General features: G+C 64.5%; 15 protein-coding genes and 4 tRNA genes. 11 read left to right on the forward strand and 8 right to left on the reverse strand.

What is annotated here, in order from left to right:
- Window positions 1–208: 208 nt before the first annotated feature.
- Window positions 209–622: a thioredoxin family protein gene (locus tag K414_RS0110230; protein WP_027495864.1), complete on the reverse strand. Its 414-nt coding sequence runs from the start codon at window positions 620–622 to the stop codon at window positions 209–211.
- Window positions 619–1,398 carry an LmeA family phospholipid-binding protein gene (locus K414_RS0110235; protein WP_027495865.1) on the reverse strand — a complete coding sequence of 260 codons (780 nt, stop codon included), beginning with the start codon at window positions 1,396–1,398 and terminating at the stop codon, window positions 619–621. Before K414_RS0110235 ends, K414_RS0110230 begins: the two co-directional genes overlap by 4 nt.
- 130 nt (window positions 1,399–1,528) lie before the next feature.
- Between K414_RS0110235 and K414_RS0110240 the strand changes: the two genes are divergently transcribed.
- From K414_RS0110240 to pstB, 6 genes are all read left to right on the forward strand, one after another.
- Entirely contained in the window at window positions 1,529–2,287 is a 759-nt protein-coding gene (locus K414_RS0110240) for a response regulator transcription factor (protein WP_027495866.1), read from the forward strand.
- Complete coding sequence (gene mshD / locus K414_RS0110245) at window positions 2,288–3,226, forward strand: mycothiol synthase (RefSeq protein WP_027495867.1); 939 nt, start codon at window positions 2,288–2,290, stop codon at window positions 3,224–3,226.
- Window positions 3,227–3,425: 199 nt separating this feature from the next.
- Window positions 3,426–4,526, forward strand: coding sequence for a phosphate ABC transporter substrate-binding protein PstS (gene pstS, locus K414_RS0110250; protein WP_027495868.1), 1,101 nt, complete (start codon window positions 3,426–3,428; stop codon window positions 4,524–4,526).
- A gap of 87 nt (window positions 4,527–4,613) precedes the next feature.
- A complete protein-coding gene (gene pstC / locus K414_RS0110255; protein ID WP_027495869.1) occupies window positions 4,614–5,651 on the forward strand; it encodes a phosphate ABC transporter permease subunit PstC in 1,038 nt (345 codons plus the stop codon).
- Between the two features lie 3 nt (window positions 5,652–5,654).
- Window positions 5,655–6,563 (forward strand): phosphate ABC transporter permease PstA, encoded by a 909-nt coding sequence (pstA, locus tag K414_RS0110260; protein ID WP_027495870.1) that lies wholly within the window; start codon window positions 5,655–5,657, stop codon window positions 6,561–6,563.
- A gap of 36 nt (window positions 6,564–6,599) precedes the next feature.
- Window positions 6,600–7,376 (forward strand): phosphate ABC transporter ATP-binding protein PstB, encoded by a 777-nt coding sequence (gene pstB / locus K414_RS0110265; protein ID WP_027495871.1) that lies wholly within the window; start codon window positions 6,600–6,602, stop codon window positions 7,374–7,376.
- 128 nt (window positions 7,377–7,504) lie between these two features.
- On the opposite strand, the gene phoU is transcribed toward pstB, so the two are convergent.
- The 6 genes from phoU to K414_RS0110295 form a co-directional block, all read right to left on the reverse strand.
- Window positions 7,505–8,179, reverse strand: a complete 675-nt coding sequence (gene phoU / locus K414_RS0110270; RefSeq protein WP_027495872.1) for a phosphate signaling complex protein PhoU — start codon at window positions 8,177–8,179, stop codon at window positions 7,505–7,507.
- Between the two features lie 66 nt (window positions 8,180–8,245).
- Window positions 8,246–10,222: an LCP family protein gene (locus K414_RS0110275; RefSeq protein ID WP_027495873.1), complete on the reverse strand. Its 1,977-nt coding sequence runs from the start codon at window positions 10,220–10,222 to the stop codon at window positions 8,246–8,248.
- A 119-nt stretch (window positions 10,223–10,341) separates the two neighbouring features.
- Entirely contained in the window at window positions 10,342–11,481 is a 1,140-nt protein-coding gene (gene dusB / locus K414_RS0110280; protein WP_027495874.1) for a tRNA dihydrouridine synthase DusB, read from the reverse strand.
- 94 nt (window positions 11,482–11,575) lie between these two features.
- Window positions 11,576–12,532, reverse strand: a complete 957-nt coding sequence (locus K414_RS0110285; protein WP_027495875.1) for an acyl-ACP desaturase — start codon at window positions 12,530–12,532, stop codon at window positions 11,576–11,578.
- 235 nt (window positions 12,533–12,767) lie between these two features.
- A tRNA-Lys gene (locus K414_RS0110290) sits at window positions 12,768–12,843 on the reverse strand.
- 68 nt (window positions 12,844–12,911) lie between these two features.
- Window positions 12,912–14,135: a lipase family protein gene (locus K414_RS0110295; RefSeq protein ID WP_032407646.1), complete on the reverse strand. Its 1,224-nt coding sequence runs from the start codon at window positions 14,133–14,135 to the stop codon at window positions 12,912–12,914.
- A 622-nt stretch (window positions 14,136–14,757) separates the two neighbouring features.
- Here K414_RS0110295 and K414_RS0110300 point away from each other — a divergent pair.
- From K414_RS0110300 to K414_RS0110320, 5 genes are all read left to right on the forward strand, one after another.
- On the forward strand, window positions 14,758–15,426 hold the full coding sequence (locus tag K414_RS0110300) for a TetR/AcrR family transcriptional regulator (RefSeq protein WP_027495877.1): 669 nt from the start codon (window positions 14,758–14,760) through the stop codon (window positions 15,424–15,426).
- A gap of 79 nt (window positions 15,427–15,505) precedes the next feature.
- Window positions 15,506–15,578, forward strand: a tRNA-Glu gene (locus K414_RS0110305).
- Between the two features lie 123 nt (window positions 15,579–15,701).
- Window positions 15,702–15,775 (forward strand) — tRNA-Asp (locus K414_RS0110310).
- A gap of 56 nt (window positions 15,776–15,831) precedes the next feature.
- Window positions 15,832–15,908: transfer RNA gene (locus K414_RS0110315), tRNA-Phe, on the forward strand.
- Between the two features lie 119 nt (window positions 15,909–16,027).
- Window positions 16,028–16,600, forward strand: a complete 573-nt coding sequence (locus K414_RS0110320) for a DUF6584 family protein (RefSeq protein ID WP_027495878.1) — start codon at window positions 16,028–16,030, stop codon at window positions 16,598–16,600.
- Window positions 16,601–16,631: the final 31 nt, after the last annotated feature.

The following is a 16,631-nucleotide window of genomic DNA, read 5'->3' on the forward strand; positions in this document are numbered from 1 at the left end:
CTCGGATGTGGATTTCGATCATCGGGCCGGCATCACGCATGGGCGTGGCGGCAGACGGAAATCAGCAGCAGCGACAGCAACAACCGCCCAGTCGGCACAGATCAACCGTGCGTCGACTGGTGAGCATGAGCTCGCGGCGGGAGAACACGAAGTGCATCCTACCCGTTACCAGGGGCGCGTCGTACCGCCCACCTGAGTAGCTCTTGCCCTACAGCGCGTCGAGCGCCTCGCGCAGGGCTGCGGCCGACGGCACTCCGGCAATTCTCGAACGCCGACGCAGTTCTCCGTCGAGGACGAAGGTCGTCGGCAGCGAGAGCACTCCGAGTTCACGGGCGAGAACAGGATGAGCATCGATGTCGAGTTCGACTTCGCGTGCGTCGGTGCGGTCGGCGAGAACCTGATGCACCACACGACGCACGGCAGCGCACGGACCACACCAGTCCGCGGAGAAGTGCAAAATCGTCGGAGTTCCCGAGGTGACGCCCGCATCGACGAGCAGCGGGAGAACGTCGTCGGAATCGGTGGACGCGATGGTGCGTACGGCACCGGAACGACGACGCAGAATCAGTCCGACAGCAACGGTAAGGACCGCCACGACGACCAGAACTGTGATCCCTGTCACGGCTTTTCGATCTCGTTGAGGTCGATGTTCACGTTCTCTCCCGACCCTTCGACGACGATCTGCGAACCCTCCGCGTAGACATCCGTCGGTAGCAGTCCGAACGGCAGGCTCTGACGTTCGATGGTCTTGGTGAACAGGCCGAGAACGGTGGGCTTGGCGAAATCGGGAATCGTGAAGTCGGCCTGCCCCTCCGGTCCGAAGTAGAAGTCCGATGCCACGATGGCGACACTGTCACCTTCGAGCAGAAGGTCGGCCTGCACGCTGACGGTGGTCTGCAGCGGTCCCACCGGAACCGTTCCCGTCAGTACGACGCCACCGGCGGTGGTCTTGCCCGACCCGCCGGAGCCGCCCGTGCCGTCGGACTTGTCGGCCGGAGGTGCGGAAACCTGCAGGTCGACGATGCCGAGGAACCGTCCGAGATCGGTTGCCTCGATGCGGACGCGGCCGTCGAGCTCGTCCACCGGGATGTCGCGGACGTTGTTGTCGATCAGGTCGGACAGGGCGATGTGGACGCCGCGCAGATTGGCTTCGATGGTCGTCGAGCCGACGTATTCGGTCGGGACGTCCTGGGCCCGGATCTCGATGTTCTGATAGCGGCCGTCGGCGGCCTGGGTGAGGAACGGAAAACCGTGCACGATCACCTGGGGGTCCGAGGTGAGTTCGCCGCCGTCGCGGATGGCGCGCGAGACGCGATATTCGGAGTAGGCCGCGGCCCCGAAATCGACGACGAGCGCGAGGGCCAACAGGCTGACGAGTCCGATGAGAAGTGTGCGCACCGGTCCATTGTGACCGAAGCATCGCGTACTGCCCGCTTCGACCGGTTGTACGGACAAGCTAGTCTGTGTCCTTGACGATCACTCGATTCCAGCGTCGGCTGGACCGGCCAGCGGTAAGAACGGAGACGCAGTGGAGCTCCTGTTACTGACCTCCGATCCCAATCCGGAGGGCGTACTCCCGTCTCTTGCGTTGCTGGCTCACCACATCCGGCCGGTACCGACCGAGGTGTCTTCTCTCCTCGAAGCAGGTTCTGCCGACATCGCGCTGGTGGATGCACGTACCGATCTGGCTGCTGCTCGCGGTCTGTGTCGGCTGCTCGGTAGTACCGGCTCGGCCATCCCCGTGGTCGCGGTCCTGACCGAAGGCGGCCTGGTCGCAGTCAATTCCGACTGGGGGCTCGACGACATCCTGCTGCCCGGCACAGGTCCCGCGGAACTGGACGCTCGGCTACGTCTGTTGGTCGGCCGGAGCGGCGGGGTTGCGAGTCCCGAGACGTCGGGCAAGATCACGCTCGGTGAGTTGGTCATCGACGAGGGCACGTACACCGCGCGGTTGCGCGGTCGCCCACTCGATTTGACCTACAAGGAATTCGAGTTGCTGAAGTACCTGGCTCAACATGCGGGCCGCGTCTTCACCCGCGCCCAGTTGCTGCAGGAAGTATGGGGCTACGACTTCTTCGGTGGCACTCGCACCGTCGACGTCCATGTTCGACGCCTCCGCGCCAAGCTCGGTACCGAGTACGAGTCGCTGATCGGAACGGTGCGGAACGTGGGCTACAAGGCCGTGCGTCCGTCGCGTAACTCCAAGGGCGGTACGGCTCCGGACGCCATGGCCGGCGATTCCGACGATGCGGATTTCGAGTTCGAGCAAGAGAGTACGCTCTCGTAGATGAATTCGGATACTGCGTTCGACGTCCACCCCCTCGACGGCGACGCACCGTCCTCGCGCGTCAGCGACGAGATTCACCGGATTCTTTCGCGTGCAACCGAAATCGACGGTACGGCACCGCTGTCCGAGCAGGCCGTCAAGGCCGTCGACGCGGGTGAGAGCGTCGTTCGATTCGTTGCCACCGACGCAGATCGAGTCGTCGGGTACGTCGGCGTCGCCGACGGTATGGCCGAGGCAGTGGTCGATCCGGAGTATCGCGGTCGTGGCATAGGTCGGCGATTGGTCACCAGCGCACTCGATCTCGGCTCCGGCACGCCGATCTGGGCGCACGGAAATCTGCCCGCAGCACAGTCGGTGGCGCGTGCGCTCGGGCTGACGGTGGCCCGGGAACTGCTGCAGATGCGGCGGGCCGCGGCAGAGCCCGAACTGCCCGATGTGGTTGTACCGCAAGGTATTTCGCTGCGAACCTATCGTGGGCACCAGGACGATGCCGAATTGCTGAGGGTGAACAACGCGGCGTTCTCCTGGCATCCCGAGCAGGGCGGCTGGACCGACCGCGACATCGCGTCGCGGCGAGACGAGCCGTGGTTCGATCCGGCGGGTCTCTTCCTGGCCTTCGAGGAAGGCAGTGACCACCTGCTCGGATTCCACTGGACGAAAGTTCACGCCGCTGAGGATCGGGTCGTTCCGCAGGCTCCACTCCCTGGGGGCAACGACCCGGCCATCGGCGAGGTGTACGTGGTCGGTATCGATCCGCAGGCGCAGGGTCGCGGTCTCGGACGGGTACTGACCCTGGCCGGGCTGCACTATCTGCGCGGTCGTGAACTGGACCAGATCATGCTGTACGTCGAGGCCGACAACACCGCGGCGGTGCACACGTACACCAAGCTCGGGTTCGCGAATTACCACGTCGACGCCGCGTACGCGCGGACCGCGTAATCGGACATTTCCAGCACGGTGTTCATCTTCCGTTCACCCACGCGGGGGTAAACGTCTACCACCTGCCTTTACCTTTCTCTCTGGGCGGCAACCTACGCTGCCTGGTGCGAGGGTTCTTCTGAGCCGGCACCTTCACAGTCGCAGCGCGAACCTCGAGTTCGCGCCGCGATCACGGCCCAAGATTCCTCGGAGGAAACAGGTGAACCTCAAGCGCAACGGTGCTCTCGTGAGTGCAGTGGCAGTCAGTGCCATGTTGCTGGCCGCATGCGGTAGCGACGCGAACGTCGCCACCACGGACGGTGCATCGCAGTCCTCGGCTTCGTGCGAAGGCAAGTCCCCGTTGACCGGTGAAGGCTCGTCCGCACAGCAGAACGCCATGTCCAACTTCACCTCGATCTACTCCGGCGTCTGCGCAGGCAAGGCCGTCGAGTACACCACCAGTGGTTCGGGTAACGGCCGCACGCAGTTCGTCGCGGGCCTCGTCGACTTCGCCGGCTCCGACTCGTCCATCAAGGACGACCAGGCCGCACAGGCCGCCGTGCGCTGCGCCAACAACCCGGCGTGGAACCTGCCGTTGGTCTTCGGCCCGGTCGCAGTGGCCTACAACGTCGACGGTGTCGACAACCTGGTGCTGAACCCCGACGTCATCGCGCAGATCTTCACCGGCAAGATCACCACCTGGAACGACCCGGCCATCGCTGCACTCAACGAGGGCGCAACGCTCCCGTCGACCGCGATCACCCCGGTCTACCGCTCCGACTCGTCGGGCACCAGCGACAACTTCCAGCGCTTCCTCGCGGCATCCGCTCCCGAGGCATGGACGCTGAACCACAGCTCCGATTGGGCCGGCGGCGTCGGCGAAGGTGCCAACGGATCCTCGGGCGTCGCCCAGGCCGTCGCCGCCACCCCCGGTGCCATCACCTACGTCGAGAAGGGCTTCGCCGACCAGGAGTCGCTGGGCAAGGCCGCCGTCGACTTCGGTAACGGACCGGTCGAGCTGAGCAGCGAGACCGCAGGCAAGGCAATCGACGCCGCGAAGTTCAAGGGCGAGGGCAACGACCTCGTCATCGACATCGACGGCCTCTACGCCAGCGACGCAGCGGACACCTACCCGCTGGTCCTCGCGACCTACGAGATCGTCTGCTCGAAGGGCTACGACGCCGACACCACGGCAGCAGTCAAGTCCTTCCTGCTCAGTGCAGCCAACGAGGGCCAGCAGGGCCTCGAAGAAGCCGGCTACGTGCCGCTGCCCGACGCATTCAAGGAACGCCTGGTCACCGCCATCGAAGCGATCGCCTGATCCTCGATAAACCCGGTTTCGCCTTCGGCTCGCGGTGACGCGGGCCGAAGGCGTACCACCCTGCATCGACACGAGACAGTGAGCGGTATGAGCGACACCCACTCGATCACCGGCATCCCCTCAGCGGCTACCGTGCCTACCACAGGTGCCGCCCACGAACCGGAAGAACCACAATTGTCAGACTCGAAAACATCGGGGACGGTCACCCGTCCCGGTGACAGGATCTTCTCCGGCCTGGCCAAGGGCTCGGGCATCTTCATCATCGCCCTGATCGCTGCGGTCGGCATCTTCCTGCTCTGGCGAGCGATTCCCTCACTGTCCAACAACACGGTCAACTTCCTGACCTACAACGGCGCGTGGGACACCTCGAACACCTCGGCAATGGTGTTCGGTGTACTCGACCTGTTTCTGGTCACCGTCACCGTGTCGTTGTTCGCTCTGATCCTGGCGATGCCCGTCGCGCTCGGTATCGCGATCTACCTGACGAACTACGCACCCAAGCGTGTTGCCGGACCGCTCGGCTACGTCATCGACCTCCTCGCCGCCGTCCCGTCGATCGTCTTCGGCCTCTGGGGCCTGTACGTCCTGGCCCCGGCGATCAGCCCGTTCGCCGAATGGCTGAACTCGTCGCTGAGCTGGTTCCCGCTGTTCAGCACTGGCTCGGTATCGATCGCAGGCGGCGGCACCATCTTCACCGGCGGCATCGTGCTCGCCGTGATGATCCTGCCGATCATTGCCGCCGTGACCCGAGAGGTGTTCGTTCAGACGCCCAAGGGCCAGGTCGAGGCGGCCCTTGCGCTCGGAGCCACTCGCTGGGAAGTTGTTCGCACCACGGTCATTCCGTTCGGCAAGTCCGGCTTCGTCAGCGGTTCGATGCTCGGTCTCGGACGCGCACTCGGTGAGACCATCGCGCTCTACATCATCATCCGCAGCACCCAGGCGACCTTCGGCGGAACGTTGTTCGACGGCGGTTCCACATTCGCGACCAAGATCGCGCTGGCAGCAGGCGAGTTCAACAACCCGCTGCAGGCCGGTGCCTACATCGCCGCCGGTCTGGTGCTGTTCGTCCTGACCTTCGTCGTCAACGCCGGTGCCCGCGCCGCCATCGCCGGAAAGAAGGACTGACCCATGACCGCAACCATGGACAAGCCCGTCAAGGAGCCCACGTTCCAGGGCGTCAGCGCCCGGCGCAAGGCGTCGAACCTCGCGGCGACGATTCTCGTCAGCCTGTCGGTGCTCGTCGCCCTCGTACCACTGATCTGGGTGCTCTACACGGTGATCTCACGTGGACTGTCCGCTGTGGTCGCACCGGCCTGGTGGCAGAACTCGCAGGCCGGAATCACCCAGTTCATCGCCGGCGGTGGTGCGTACCACGCGATCGTGGGAACCCTCCTGCAAGGACTGTTCTGCGCCGTCATCTCCATCCCGATCGGCATCTTCGTCGCCATCTACCTCGTCGAGTACGGCGCAGGGACCAAACTGGCCAAGGTCACGACGTTCATGGTCGACATCCTCACCGGTGTTCCGTCGATCGTCGCGGCCCTGTTCATCTACGCGCTGTGGATCGCCACCTTCGGGTTCCAGCGCTCCGGTGTCGCCGTTGCCTTCGCCCTCGTGCTGCTGATGATTCCGGTCATCGTGCGGTCGGCCGAGGAGATGCTGCGCATCGTTCCGCAGGATCTGCGCGAGGCGTCCTACGCACTGGGCGTGCCGAAGTGGAAGACCATCGCCAAGATCGTCATCCCCACCGCATTGTCCGGCATCGTCACCGGCATCATGCTGGCGCTGGCCCGCGTCATGGGTGAGACGGCTCCGGTGCTGATCCTGGTCGGCTCGGCCACCGCTATCAACTTCAACATTTTCGAGGGGCCGCAGACGTCACTGCCGCTCATGATGGTCGACCTGCAGAAAGCAGGAACCGGCGTGCTCACCGCGGAGCGCATGTGGGGAGCAGCCCTGACGCTGATCCTGATCGTCGCAATACTCAACATCGGCGCGAAGTTGGTCTCGAAGTTCTTCTCGCCCAAGAACTTCTGACCCACCCGACTCCAGAGAATCCTAAGGAATCAGAACATGGCAAAGCGTCTCGATCTCAAGGACGTCAACATCTACTACGGCAAGTTCCATGCCGTCTCCGACGTCACTCTGGCAGTCCCGCCGCGCAGCGTCACCGCGTTCATCGGACCGTCCGGCTGCGGTAAGTCGACCGTCCTGCGTTCGCTCAACCGTATGCACGAGGTCACGCCCGGCGCTCGCGTCGAAGGTTCGGTGCTGCTCGACGGCGAGGACATCTACGGCAGTGGCGTCGACCCCGTCGGTGTGCGACGCACCATCGGCATGGTCTTCCAGCGACCCAACCCGTTCCCGACCATGTCCATCAAGGACAACGTCGTCGCCGGGCTGAAGCTGCAGGGTGGCCGCGGCAAGAAGGAACTCGACGAGATCGCCGAGCGCTCGCTCAAGGGTGCCAACCTGTGGACCGAGGTCAAGGATCGCCTCGACAAGCCAGGCGGCGGACTCTCCGGTGGTCAGCAGCAGCGTCTGTGCATCGCCCGCGCCATCGCCGTCTCTCCCGACGTGTTGCTGATGGACGAGCCGTGCTCGGCCCTGGACCCCATCTCGACACTGGCGATCGAGGACCTGATTCAGGAACTCAAGCAGGACTTCACGATCGTCATCGTCACGCACAACATGCAGCAGGCCGCGCGCGTGAGCGATCAGACCGGCTTCTTCAACCTCGAGGCAACGGGCAAGCCCGGCAAGCTGATCGAGATCGACGACACCGAGAAGATCTTCTCCAATCCGACGCAGAAGGCCACCGAGGACTACATCTCCGGTCGCTTCGGATAACCGCACACCGCACAGAGAACCCCCGCCGAGCGAAAGCTCGACGGGGGTTCTTCTTTGTGCGCCTGCCCTGGGTTCGAGATCGAGTAGCGTTGTCGCGCAGCGCTACTCGACCTCGAGCGAAGTGGGTGCTACGAGCTGGGAATGTTCTGCTGGTGGAGGTCGGCGGGAAGCTGGCCGGTGACGAGGAAGATGACTCGGCGGCCGACCTCGACGGCGTGATCGGCGAAGCGTTCGTAGAAGCGGCCCAGCAGGGTCACGTCCACTGCGGCGGCGACGCCGTGGCTCCACTCACGGTCCATCAGCACCGTGAAGAGGTGACGGTGCAGGTCGTCCATCGCCTCGTCCTCTTCCTGCAGCTTCGCAGCACGCTCGGGATCGCGGGTCTCGAGCACCTCGCGGGCCGAGGCACCGATCTGCACGGCGAGGCGTCCCATCTCGGCGAAGTATCCGTTGACGACCTCGGGGAGGGCGTGGTTCGGGTGCCTGCGACGGGTGATCTTGGCGACGTGGAGTGCGAGTGCGCCCATCCGGTCGATATCGGCGACGATCTGGATGCCGGCCACCACCGAACGGAGATCGCCCGCGACCGGAGCCTGCAGCGCAAGAAGTGTGAATGCCTTCTCCTCGCAGATCGCGCTGAGCTCGGTGATCTTGTCGTGCTCGGAAATGACCTGCTCGGCGAGAACCAGGTCTGCTTGGAGGAGAGACTGCGTGGCCTTTTCCATGGCCGCACCAGCCAGGCTCGCCATTTCTCCGAGGAGATCGGCGAGCTCGTTCATCTGTTCGTTGTAGGCGACGCGCATGAGCGCAGTTTAGTAGGTCACACCGACCAGTTCTCTGTCCCGAGGGTTAACGGGGAATGAATGGAGTCAGGCGCACGTGTCGTCGGCCGCGTTGGTGAACGACAGATCCTCGGGCAACTGTGCACTTTCGGTCGTTCCCTCCACCTGGGTGGGGTCGATCTGCGCACCGACGTCGGCCGGGTACTGGGTGTAGCCCGGGTAGTTGGAACCGAGGACCACCTCCACGACGTTGTTCAGGCTCGGAGCCAGTTCGATCGCAGCGCCGGGTATCGCCGACGCCACCGTCGCCGCAGCAGCTTCCTGATCCTGGGAGTACCGAACGACGGTCTGAGCGGCGGAGCCGGAGAAGTTGCCGACCGTGAGGATCTGGAACCCGTACGTCGCCAGCTGATCGGATGCGGTCTGCGCCATCCCCGCGATGTCCGATGCGTTGGACACCTGTAGCGACACGGTGCCAGGATCGACGGCCAGCAGCGGGGCGTCGGGAGCCGCGGGCGGCGGGGTCGGCTCCGGTGTCACCGGTTCCGCCCGTTCTTCGCCGGGCAGGGGCAGGTCGTCGATGATCGCCTGGAAGATGGCACCGATCGCGTCCTCGTTGGGGATCTCGTTGCCGTAGTCGTTCGTCCCGGTGGTGGGAATGGTCAGGAAGGTCACCGCGCCGGCGTCGACGTTCTGCAACGAACGGCCGAGCGTCACCAGGTCCTGGGTCTTGACGTTCTCGACGAAGGTGTCGGAGGTGAACGCGTTGACGAATCCGTTCAGCTTGCCCGGGTCGAGAAGAACCTTGTTCGACAACGCCGATCGCAACAGTGACGACAGGAAACGCTGCTGGCGCTTGATGCGGCCGTAGTCGCCGTTGCCCTCCGATTCGATGTTGCGTGCCCGGACGTAGTTCAGTGCGGTGCGGCCGTCGATGCGTTGGGTACCGGCATTGGGGAGCACGTCTCCGAGTTCGTAGTCGACGAGAGGCTGCGCGGTACACACCTCGACACCGCCGACCTCGTCGACCATGGACTCGAACCCGGCGAAGTCCATGCCGACGAAGTGTCCGATCCGCAGTCCTGAGATCTTCTGAATGGTCTTGACCAGGCATTTCGGGCCGCCGAGGGCGTAGGTGGCGTTCAGCTTGTCGCCGTACGCCTCCGGAAACATCTCACCGGTGTAGGTATTGGTGACGTTGTCGAACTGCTCGCACTCGGGCCGGGTCACGTCCAGGTCGCGAGGAAACGACACGGCGACGACGCGGCTGCGGTCGGCCGGAATGTTGACGAGCATGACGGTGTCCGAGCGCGACCCCTCGGCATCGGCGACGGTTCCTGCGCCCACCTGACCACTGGCACCGGCGCGCGTATCGGTGCCGACGATCAGATAGGTCTCGTCTCCGTACTGGCCTGCGGCGTCGACGACATCGGTCGAATCGGGGTCGAGCGCGGCGACTTGGAGGAATCCCTGATCGGTGTTGCGAAGGTAGCCCCACACCACTCCCGTGAGAGCCACGGCGAGGATCGCGACGATCGAGACCAGGCTTCGGCCGATCATGCGTACTCGTCGTCGTCGCCGGACCCGGCTCATCGCCAGACGCGTCAGCGCCGGCCGGTCGGCGGCGGGTGCTCCGACGGGTTCGGGTGCAGCGTGCGGCGGCGGGGTGGGCATCGGACGGTTCGCCCGAGCCGGCGGGGGAGTGGAGTCGGTGATTGGTGAGATGACCTCGGTGGGCTCTTCGACGTCCGGCCGTTCGGGGGGATCACGTCGGGTCGCTCCCGAACGAGACATCTTGTCGACCAGCTCGGCGACCGACACCGTGTCCGCGTTGCGTGGGGAGCGTTTACCGAGTCGGCCGCTGTCACCCGGCTTCGGCGGAGAATCGGAGTCGGGTGCGTCGGATTCCGAACCAGCGGGGTCGGGTGCGGCGGGGTCGTCGGACCGAGGGGGACGTTGTCCGGAACGTCCGCCTGCGCCGGTTCGTCCGATTGAGGACAGCGGGCGCTCCCATGGGGCGCGACCCTCGGGCACAGACGGGCCCGACTCTCGATCGTCTCCCACGAATTCGAACCTGGCCTTCCATCACACGCATGTGCCGTCTACTCGGCAATCCAAGCCATAGTACTGACTCGAGCGGCGCGGTCCACTTCGTGCGAGACGGGCCCTGGTGAGGGGGTCGATCAGCCGCCGGAATGCATCAGATCTGCACCGGCGGGGACACACAGGTCCTCCGGATCGTCGAGCCATCCGTCGGGCAGCGACACTGCACCGGGTGAGCCCTGCCGGCCGCGGGGACCCTCGGCGTCCTTGGGAAACGGAACGGTCGGATCCAGTTGCGCCAGAAGGTCGTCCAGTTCGGCGAGGGTCGACACCAATGCCATCGACACCCGAAGATCCGAGCCGGCGGGAAAGCCGCGCAGGTACCAGGACACGTGCTTACGCAACTCTCGCAGGCCTTTGCCCTCACCGTGGTGCTGCGCGAGCAACTCGGCATGGCGCGCGATGATAGTGGCGACCTCACCCAGGGTCGGCGGCGTCGGCTCCGGCCGCCCGTTCAGACGGGCACTGAGCTCGGCGAACAGCCACGGACGACCGAGGCAGCCACGCCCGACGACGACGCCGTCGCATCCGGTTTCCGCCATCATGCGGACGGCGTCGGACGCCGAGAAGATATCGCCGTTGCCCAGGACGGGAATCCCGGTGACGTGCTCCTTGAGTCGAGCGATCTCGTTCCAGTCGGCGGTGCCGGAGTAACGCTGGGAGGCGGTGCGGGCGTGCAACGCCACGGCCGCTGCACCCTCGTCGGCGGCGATCCGGCCGGCGTCGAGATGGGTGTGATGGTTCTCGTCGATTCCGACACGGAACTTGACCGTGACGGGGATGTCGGTGCCCTCGGTGGCCTTGACCGCGGCAGCGACGATGCGGCCGAACAGGTTTCGCTTGTACGGCAATGCGGCGCCGCCGCCCTTGCGGGTGACTTTCGGGACCGGGCAGCCGAAGTTCATGTCGATGTGATCGGCCAGGTTGTCGTCGACGATCATTTTTGCCGCGGCGTACGTGGTGTCCGGATCGACCGTGTAGAGCTGCAAGGACCGGGGAGTTTCGGTGGGCCCGAAGGTCGTCATGTGCATCGTGGCGGGTTGCCGTTCGACGAGAGCACGTGCGGTGACCATCTCGCAGACGTACAGACCGGACGTGCTGCCCGCGCGCTCGAGTTCCTGCTCGCGGCACAACGTGCGGAACGCCACATTGGTGACGCCTGCCATCGGTGCGAGGACGACGGGGCTGCGCAACTCCAGGGAGCCGATCTGCAATGTCATGGAAAACAAGCCTTTGGAACGAAGGGAGAACTTTCGGGAGAAAAGGCGGTGCCCGGCACCGAAGTCGGTACCGGGCACACCAGTCGATCGAAACTCAGGACGCGCGTGCTTCGGCCTTGGCGCGTTCGCGGGCCAGCGAGCGATCTCGCATCTCCTCGAACTTGGTGGCCTGACGTTCGAGGTCTTCGAGGAACGCGGCGAGTTCCTCGCGCTTGTTCTCACCGCGGGCGGTGAAGTCGTTGCGCTCGAACACTTGCCACTTGCGCAGCACGGGCCAGACGACGTCTTCGAGGTGCTGACGCAGGTCGTAGATGCCGTGCTTGGCCATCAACACACCGTTGCGGCGGAAGTTCGGCATGCCGGCACCGGGCATGACGAAGTTCGTCACGATGTCCGAGACGGCCTGCAACGTCTGATCCGGCGAGATGTCCATCGCTGCGCCGGTGATGTTGCGGTAGAAGATCATGTGCAGGTTCTCGTCGGCGGCGATGCGCTGGAGCATGCGGTCGGCGATCGGGTCGTCGCAGACCTTGCCGGTGTTGCGGTGCGAGACGCGGGTCGCGAGTTCCTGGAACGTCACGTACGCCACCGAGTGGAGCAATCCGGTCTGCGAACCTGCGGGCGAGGCGAAGCCGTTGGTCATGTGGATCATGCGGGCTTCTTCGAGGGCGACGGGATCGACGCCTCGGGTGACGACGAGGTAGTCGCGCATGACGATGCCGTGGCGGTTCTCTTCGGCGGTCCACCGGCCGACCCAGGTTCCCCAGGCACCGTCCTGGGAGAAGTTCTCGGCGATCTCACGGTGGTAGGACGGCAGATTGTCCTCGGTGAGCAGGTTGGTGATCATCGCGGCCTGCGCGACGTCGGAGAGCTTGGACTGCTCCGGGTCGTAGTCCGTACCGCCGAGAGCGGCGAAGTTACGGCCTTCGTCCCACGGCACGTAGTCGTGGGGATGCCATTCGCGCGCCATCGAAATGTGACGGTTCACGTTGTCCTCGGCAGTGGGCACCAGCTCTTGCAGAAGCTCGAGCTGTGTCAGATCCCTCGCCATTAGATCGCCTCCATAGATTGCGTACGACCGGTCCAGCTTACGGCACCGTAGGTTCGGTGTGAACCGTGTCGCGGCTGTTCACTTGCTGTTCGAGCAGTCGTGACGACCGACATCGGCCGATGTGGGGATCTTCGCGACTGCTGCAGTTCTCCCTGCACGTCGCTGCGGACGGGCCGATCGTTACCCCGAGTGTACGGACCGGGTGCCGCCGAATGCAGTTCGGCGGAAGGGTGTGTGGTGCCCCCAGTAGGACTCGAACCTACGACCTGCGGATTAAAAGTCCGTAGCTCTACCAACTGAGCTATAGGGGCGCGGATCGAAAGTGTAATGGGCAGTGCAGCCGTGTCGGTCATGCACCCCCGGCACCGCGTTTCGGGGGTCAGCGCCCGAAACTGCTGCAGCCTTGCGGCGCGGGGATACCGGCCAGGCGGTCGTCGATCCAGGAGTACGCACCGGGAATGCCGCTGATCGCGACGACGAGGTGTTCACCGAAGTACTCCTCGAGGCGTACGTCGGCACCGTGTGCGCACCACTCGTCGTACAGCGTTTCCGCACCTTCCCGGGGAATCCAGAATTCCTGACGGCCCTGGTAGATCATCGTGGGCACGGTGGGGGCGAGATCACCGCCCATCCGGGTCGCGGCGATGATGCGTTCGGCGATCTCGGTCCGGTCGACGTTCGGCACGTCCGAGAGGGCCTGGGCCGGTATCGGTGCCACCAGTCCGCCGGGAGCGAGCAGTGTGATGCAGAGATCTTTGGCCACGGTGGCCAGGCGCAGTCCGTTGGCGTTCATCAGGGAGAACATCTCGGGATACTCGCGGGCAACCCCGAGCGCTGCGGACAGGAACAGCGTCGACGCGACGTTGCCGTTCATCGACGTCAGCAGAATCCGGTAGTCGGTCGGTGGACCGCCGAAGGCCGCGCCCACCAGATTGACCTCCGGCGCGTACGACGGGGCGAGTTGAGCGGCCCATCCGGTGGCGATCGCCCCGCCCGAATAGCCTGTAACGGCAATCGGGGAGGACGCGGGCAACCCTAGTTCGGGGAGGCGCACCATCGCGCGCAACGCGTCGAGCACCGCATGGCCGGCCATGCGCCCGGCCGCGTACGCCTGCCGCGGACCCTCGTGATCGGTGACGACCACTGCATAATTCTTGGCGAGGAACGCCTGCACCGCTGGAATCTCGCGGGCAATACCTCGGGGCAGGGTCCACGACGGTGCACAGGTGTTGCCCAGTGAGTTGATGGCCATGTTGTACGCGACGACGGGACGCGTGCCGGGACCGGCCCAGGGCGCGTCGGGCACGATGACGGTCGTCGCCGCAGCGACGGGTCGGTCTTTGGAATCGTGTGTGCGGTAAAGGATCTGGGTCGATGTGACCGGGGTGAACAGCGGCCCCACGCTCACGCGTCGGGTGCCGAGAACCGATCCGGGCGGGAGCTCCTCGAAACCTGCCGGCGGGTCGAAGAACGGCTCGCCGAGTGGGGTCGGCAGGTAGAGGGCGGGATCGGCGACGGGATCGAGGAAATTCGTCAGTGGGTCGGCGGCGGCGGTGTGCGCCGTCGACAACGTCAAGGCCGACGACACGAGTAGTACTGTCATCGAACGACATACGCGGATCGATAGATTCATGGTGTGCACCCGTCCCCGATCGGCCGAAGCAACATGTGTGATGCGCATCACGCTATGCCCGAGGTGGTGTACGCCTTTGGCTATTCCGAGAATGTGTCGAAACCGTTACCGTTTCGCCGCTGATATCGATTATGAGACAGTGCTTTTGGTGACCTTACGGAGCGGGTTTGCCGTATTCGATTGATCAGCAACAGTTTTCATGCGCTAAGGAGCGGTGCAAACGAAGGTGCCTCGAGAGATGCTCGTGCAGAATGTAATTCGATATTCAACTGCTTTCCGGCTCTGGGAGACCGGCGGCCATTCGGCGGAATGCGTACGCATGCTCGGTCTCGGCGTTGTGGCTCGAACGGCGGTGCCGACCTGGCCCGAGCGGACGTACGTGAGCGGCTCGAGTGCGCACCCCCTGCAGCGCACTCGAGCCGGGTGAACAATACCATTCGGCTTGTTTCAGTTACCCAACCGAATTTTCTGTCGGCTGCACGCGTCGTAGCGGACCGCAGGTGAGTCGAGTCGCGTGTCGTTCGGGTGAAGTACTCTCTACTTGTACTACCTGTGGATATGCAGGGCGCTTGGGCTCGGAGGCACGGAGTAAATGGCACAACAGGAGCGCGCACGGCGGACCCGGGCGGCAATCGTCGAGGCAGCGGCGGCGGAATTCGCCAAGCGCGGATATGCGGCTGCGTCCGTCAACACCATCTTGGAAGGATCGAACGCCACCAAGGGGGCGATGTACTTCCATTTCCAGTCCAAGGAAGACCTGGCCCGAGCGGTGCTCGCGGCCGGACTCGACCGTTATGTCGCAATCTCCGAGAAATGGGCGGATTCGACCGCGCATCCCTTTTACGTCATCAAGGGAATCGTCGACGACATCGCGCAGAACTTTCAGAACGACGTGATCGTGCGTGCAGAATTCCGGCTGATCGTCGAGCCCGAGTTCTACGCAGAGGTGCACTCCGGTGGTGGCCGGGTGTGGGGCGCTCAGGGGTACGCGCAGGCCGAGCGAGCGCTGGCGATGGGAGACCTCAAGCCGCAGTTCGACGCGGCCAAGTTCGTGCGGGTACTCGCTGCGTCGATGGCGGGTCAGCGTTACATGTCGGATCTGGTGGCCGACAACGCAGATCTACGCGAGCGGTTCGAGGAGTCCGTCGAGATCGTGCTCCTTGCCATGGCGTCGGATAGTTGGTTGGCCGAGTTCGAGCTCCACGGGTGGGAGCAGTTCGGCGAAAACGAGGCAAAAACTGCCTCTGACCTGCCGGTTTGAGATTTACCGCGAAAGTGTCCTAAGCTATCCCAGCTCCCAACGGAACGCCGTTGAGGGTAGCGTCGAAGCAATTCGGCGGGCCCCCTTCGTCTAGCGGCCTAGGACGCCGCCCTTTCAAGGCGGTAGCGCGGGTTCGAATCCCGTAGGGGGTACGCAGGAAAGCATCGGATTGACAATCCGATGTGCAGTACAGCATTCTTCATCTCGCTCCGGCGAGAAGCAGATTTGCAGTTCGGAGAGTTGGTGCGCTAGAAATAGCGCGGCAACAACAGCAAGGCCCTGTGGCGCAGTTGGTTAGCGCGCCGCCCTGTCACGGCGGAGGTCGCGGGTTCGAGTCCCGTCAGGGTCGCAGAATCGGTGTGAAAGCACCGGCGTTGCGATGGCATTGTTTCACCGGTGCCGCCCGGCCAGGTAGCTCAGTTGGTACGAGCGTCCGCCTGAAAAGCGGAAGGTCGCCGGTTCGATCCCGGCCCTGGCCACCACGGTTGTGATCGACAAGCACTGACAAAGCCCCTCTCGACTTCGGTCGAGAGGGGCTTTGTCGTCTGCGGAGTACCCACTGTCCCGTGACGGCGCTCGATTGCAACGTTAGGCTCGACAGGTGGATGTGATCGCTCGCGCGCAAGCCGATCTCGCACGTGGAGACACCAACGCCGCACGAGACGGGCTCCTCGACGCCTTGCCGCGCAACCCGTCGTCGCCGGCGGTTCTGGAACTGCTCGCGTACACGTATCTCCTTCTCGGTGATCGTGCGGCGGCCGGTGCCGTGTGGTTTCTGACCGACAAGGCCGACGACGATCCGACGGCGTCCGCTGCGTTCGCGGCACTGCAGAAGCAGTACCGGTCGCCGCTGATGCTCGCCCGAGCGCTCCCCATCCATGCGCCCTCGGATTGGTATCCGGTGCGGGCTCAGATGCGCCTGGAGCGACTGGGAGCCGCAATCGCAGCCAATGGGCAGAGCTGGATCCCACCGCGCGATGTCGTGTATTTCGACGAGGACGGAGTCGACTCCGACGACTTCTATGCCGCGCGTACCGCCGACGAGGACGATGCCGACGACGGGTTGGAGACGTCTGGTTACCGCACCGTCCGGCAACGTGCGATCGCAGCGACCATCGTCCTTGCCATCGTTGCCACCTCTGCGTCGGTGGTGTTGGCACTCGTCTTCGGGTGATGGCGATTCGCGGAGGGGCGGTTCTCGAACG

Source organism: Rhodococcus sp. JG-3 (assembly GCF_000482405.1).
GTDB lineage: Bacteria > Actinomycetota > Actinomycetes > Mycobacteriales > Mycobacteriaceae > Rhodococcoides > Rhodococcoides fascians.

What these genes read in the sequence shown, in the direction of transcription:
- pstA (WP_027495870.1), top strand. Translation starts at nt 5,655, where the DNA reads ATGACCGCAACCATGGACAAGCCCGTCAAGGAGCCCACGTTCCAGGGC.
- phoU (WP_027495872.1), bottom strand. Translation starts at nt 8,179, where the DNA reads ATGCGCGTCGCCTACAACGAACAGATGAACGAGCTCGCCGATCTCCTC.
- pstC (WP_027495869.1), top strand. Translation starts at nt 4,614, where the DNA reads ATGAGCGACACCCACTCGATCACCGGCATCCCCTCAGCGGCTACCGTG.
- K414_RS0110300 (WP_027495877.1), top strand. Translation starts at nt 14,758, where the DNA reads ATGGCACAACAGGAGCGCGCACGGCGGACCCGGGCGGCAATCGTCGAG.
- dusB (WP_027495874.1), bottom strand. Translation starts at nt 11,481, where the DNA reads ATGACATTGCAGATCGGCTCCCTGGAGTTGCGCAGCCCCGTCGTCCTC.
- K414_RS0110285 (WP_027495875.1), bottom strand. Translation starts at nt 12,532, where the DNA reads ATGGCGAGGGATCTGACACAGCTCGAGCTTCTGCAAGAGCTGGTGCCC.
- pstB (WP_027495871.1), top strand. Translation starts at nt 6,600, where the DNA reads ATGGCAAAGCGTCTCGATCTCAAGGACGTCAACATCTACTACGGCAAG.
- K414_RS0110295 (WP_032407646.1), bottom strand. Translation starts at nt 14,135, where the DNA reads ATGACAGTACTACTCGTGTCGTCGGCCTTGACGTTGTCGACGGCGCAC.
- mshD (WP_027495867.1), top strand. Translation starts at nt 2,288, where the DNA reads ATGAATTCGGATACTGCGTTCGACGTCCACCCCCTCGACGGCGACGCA.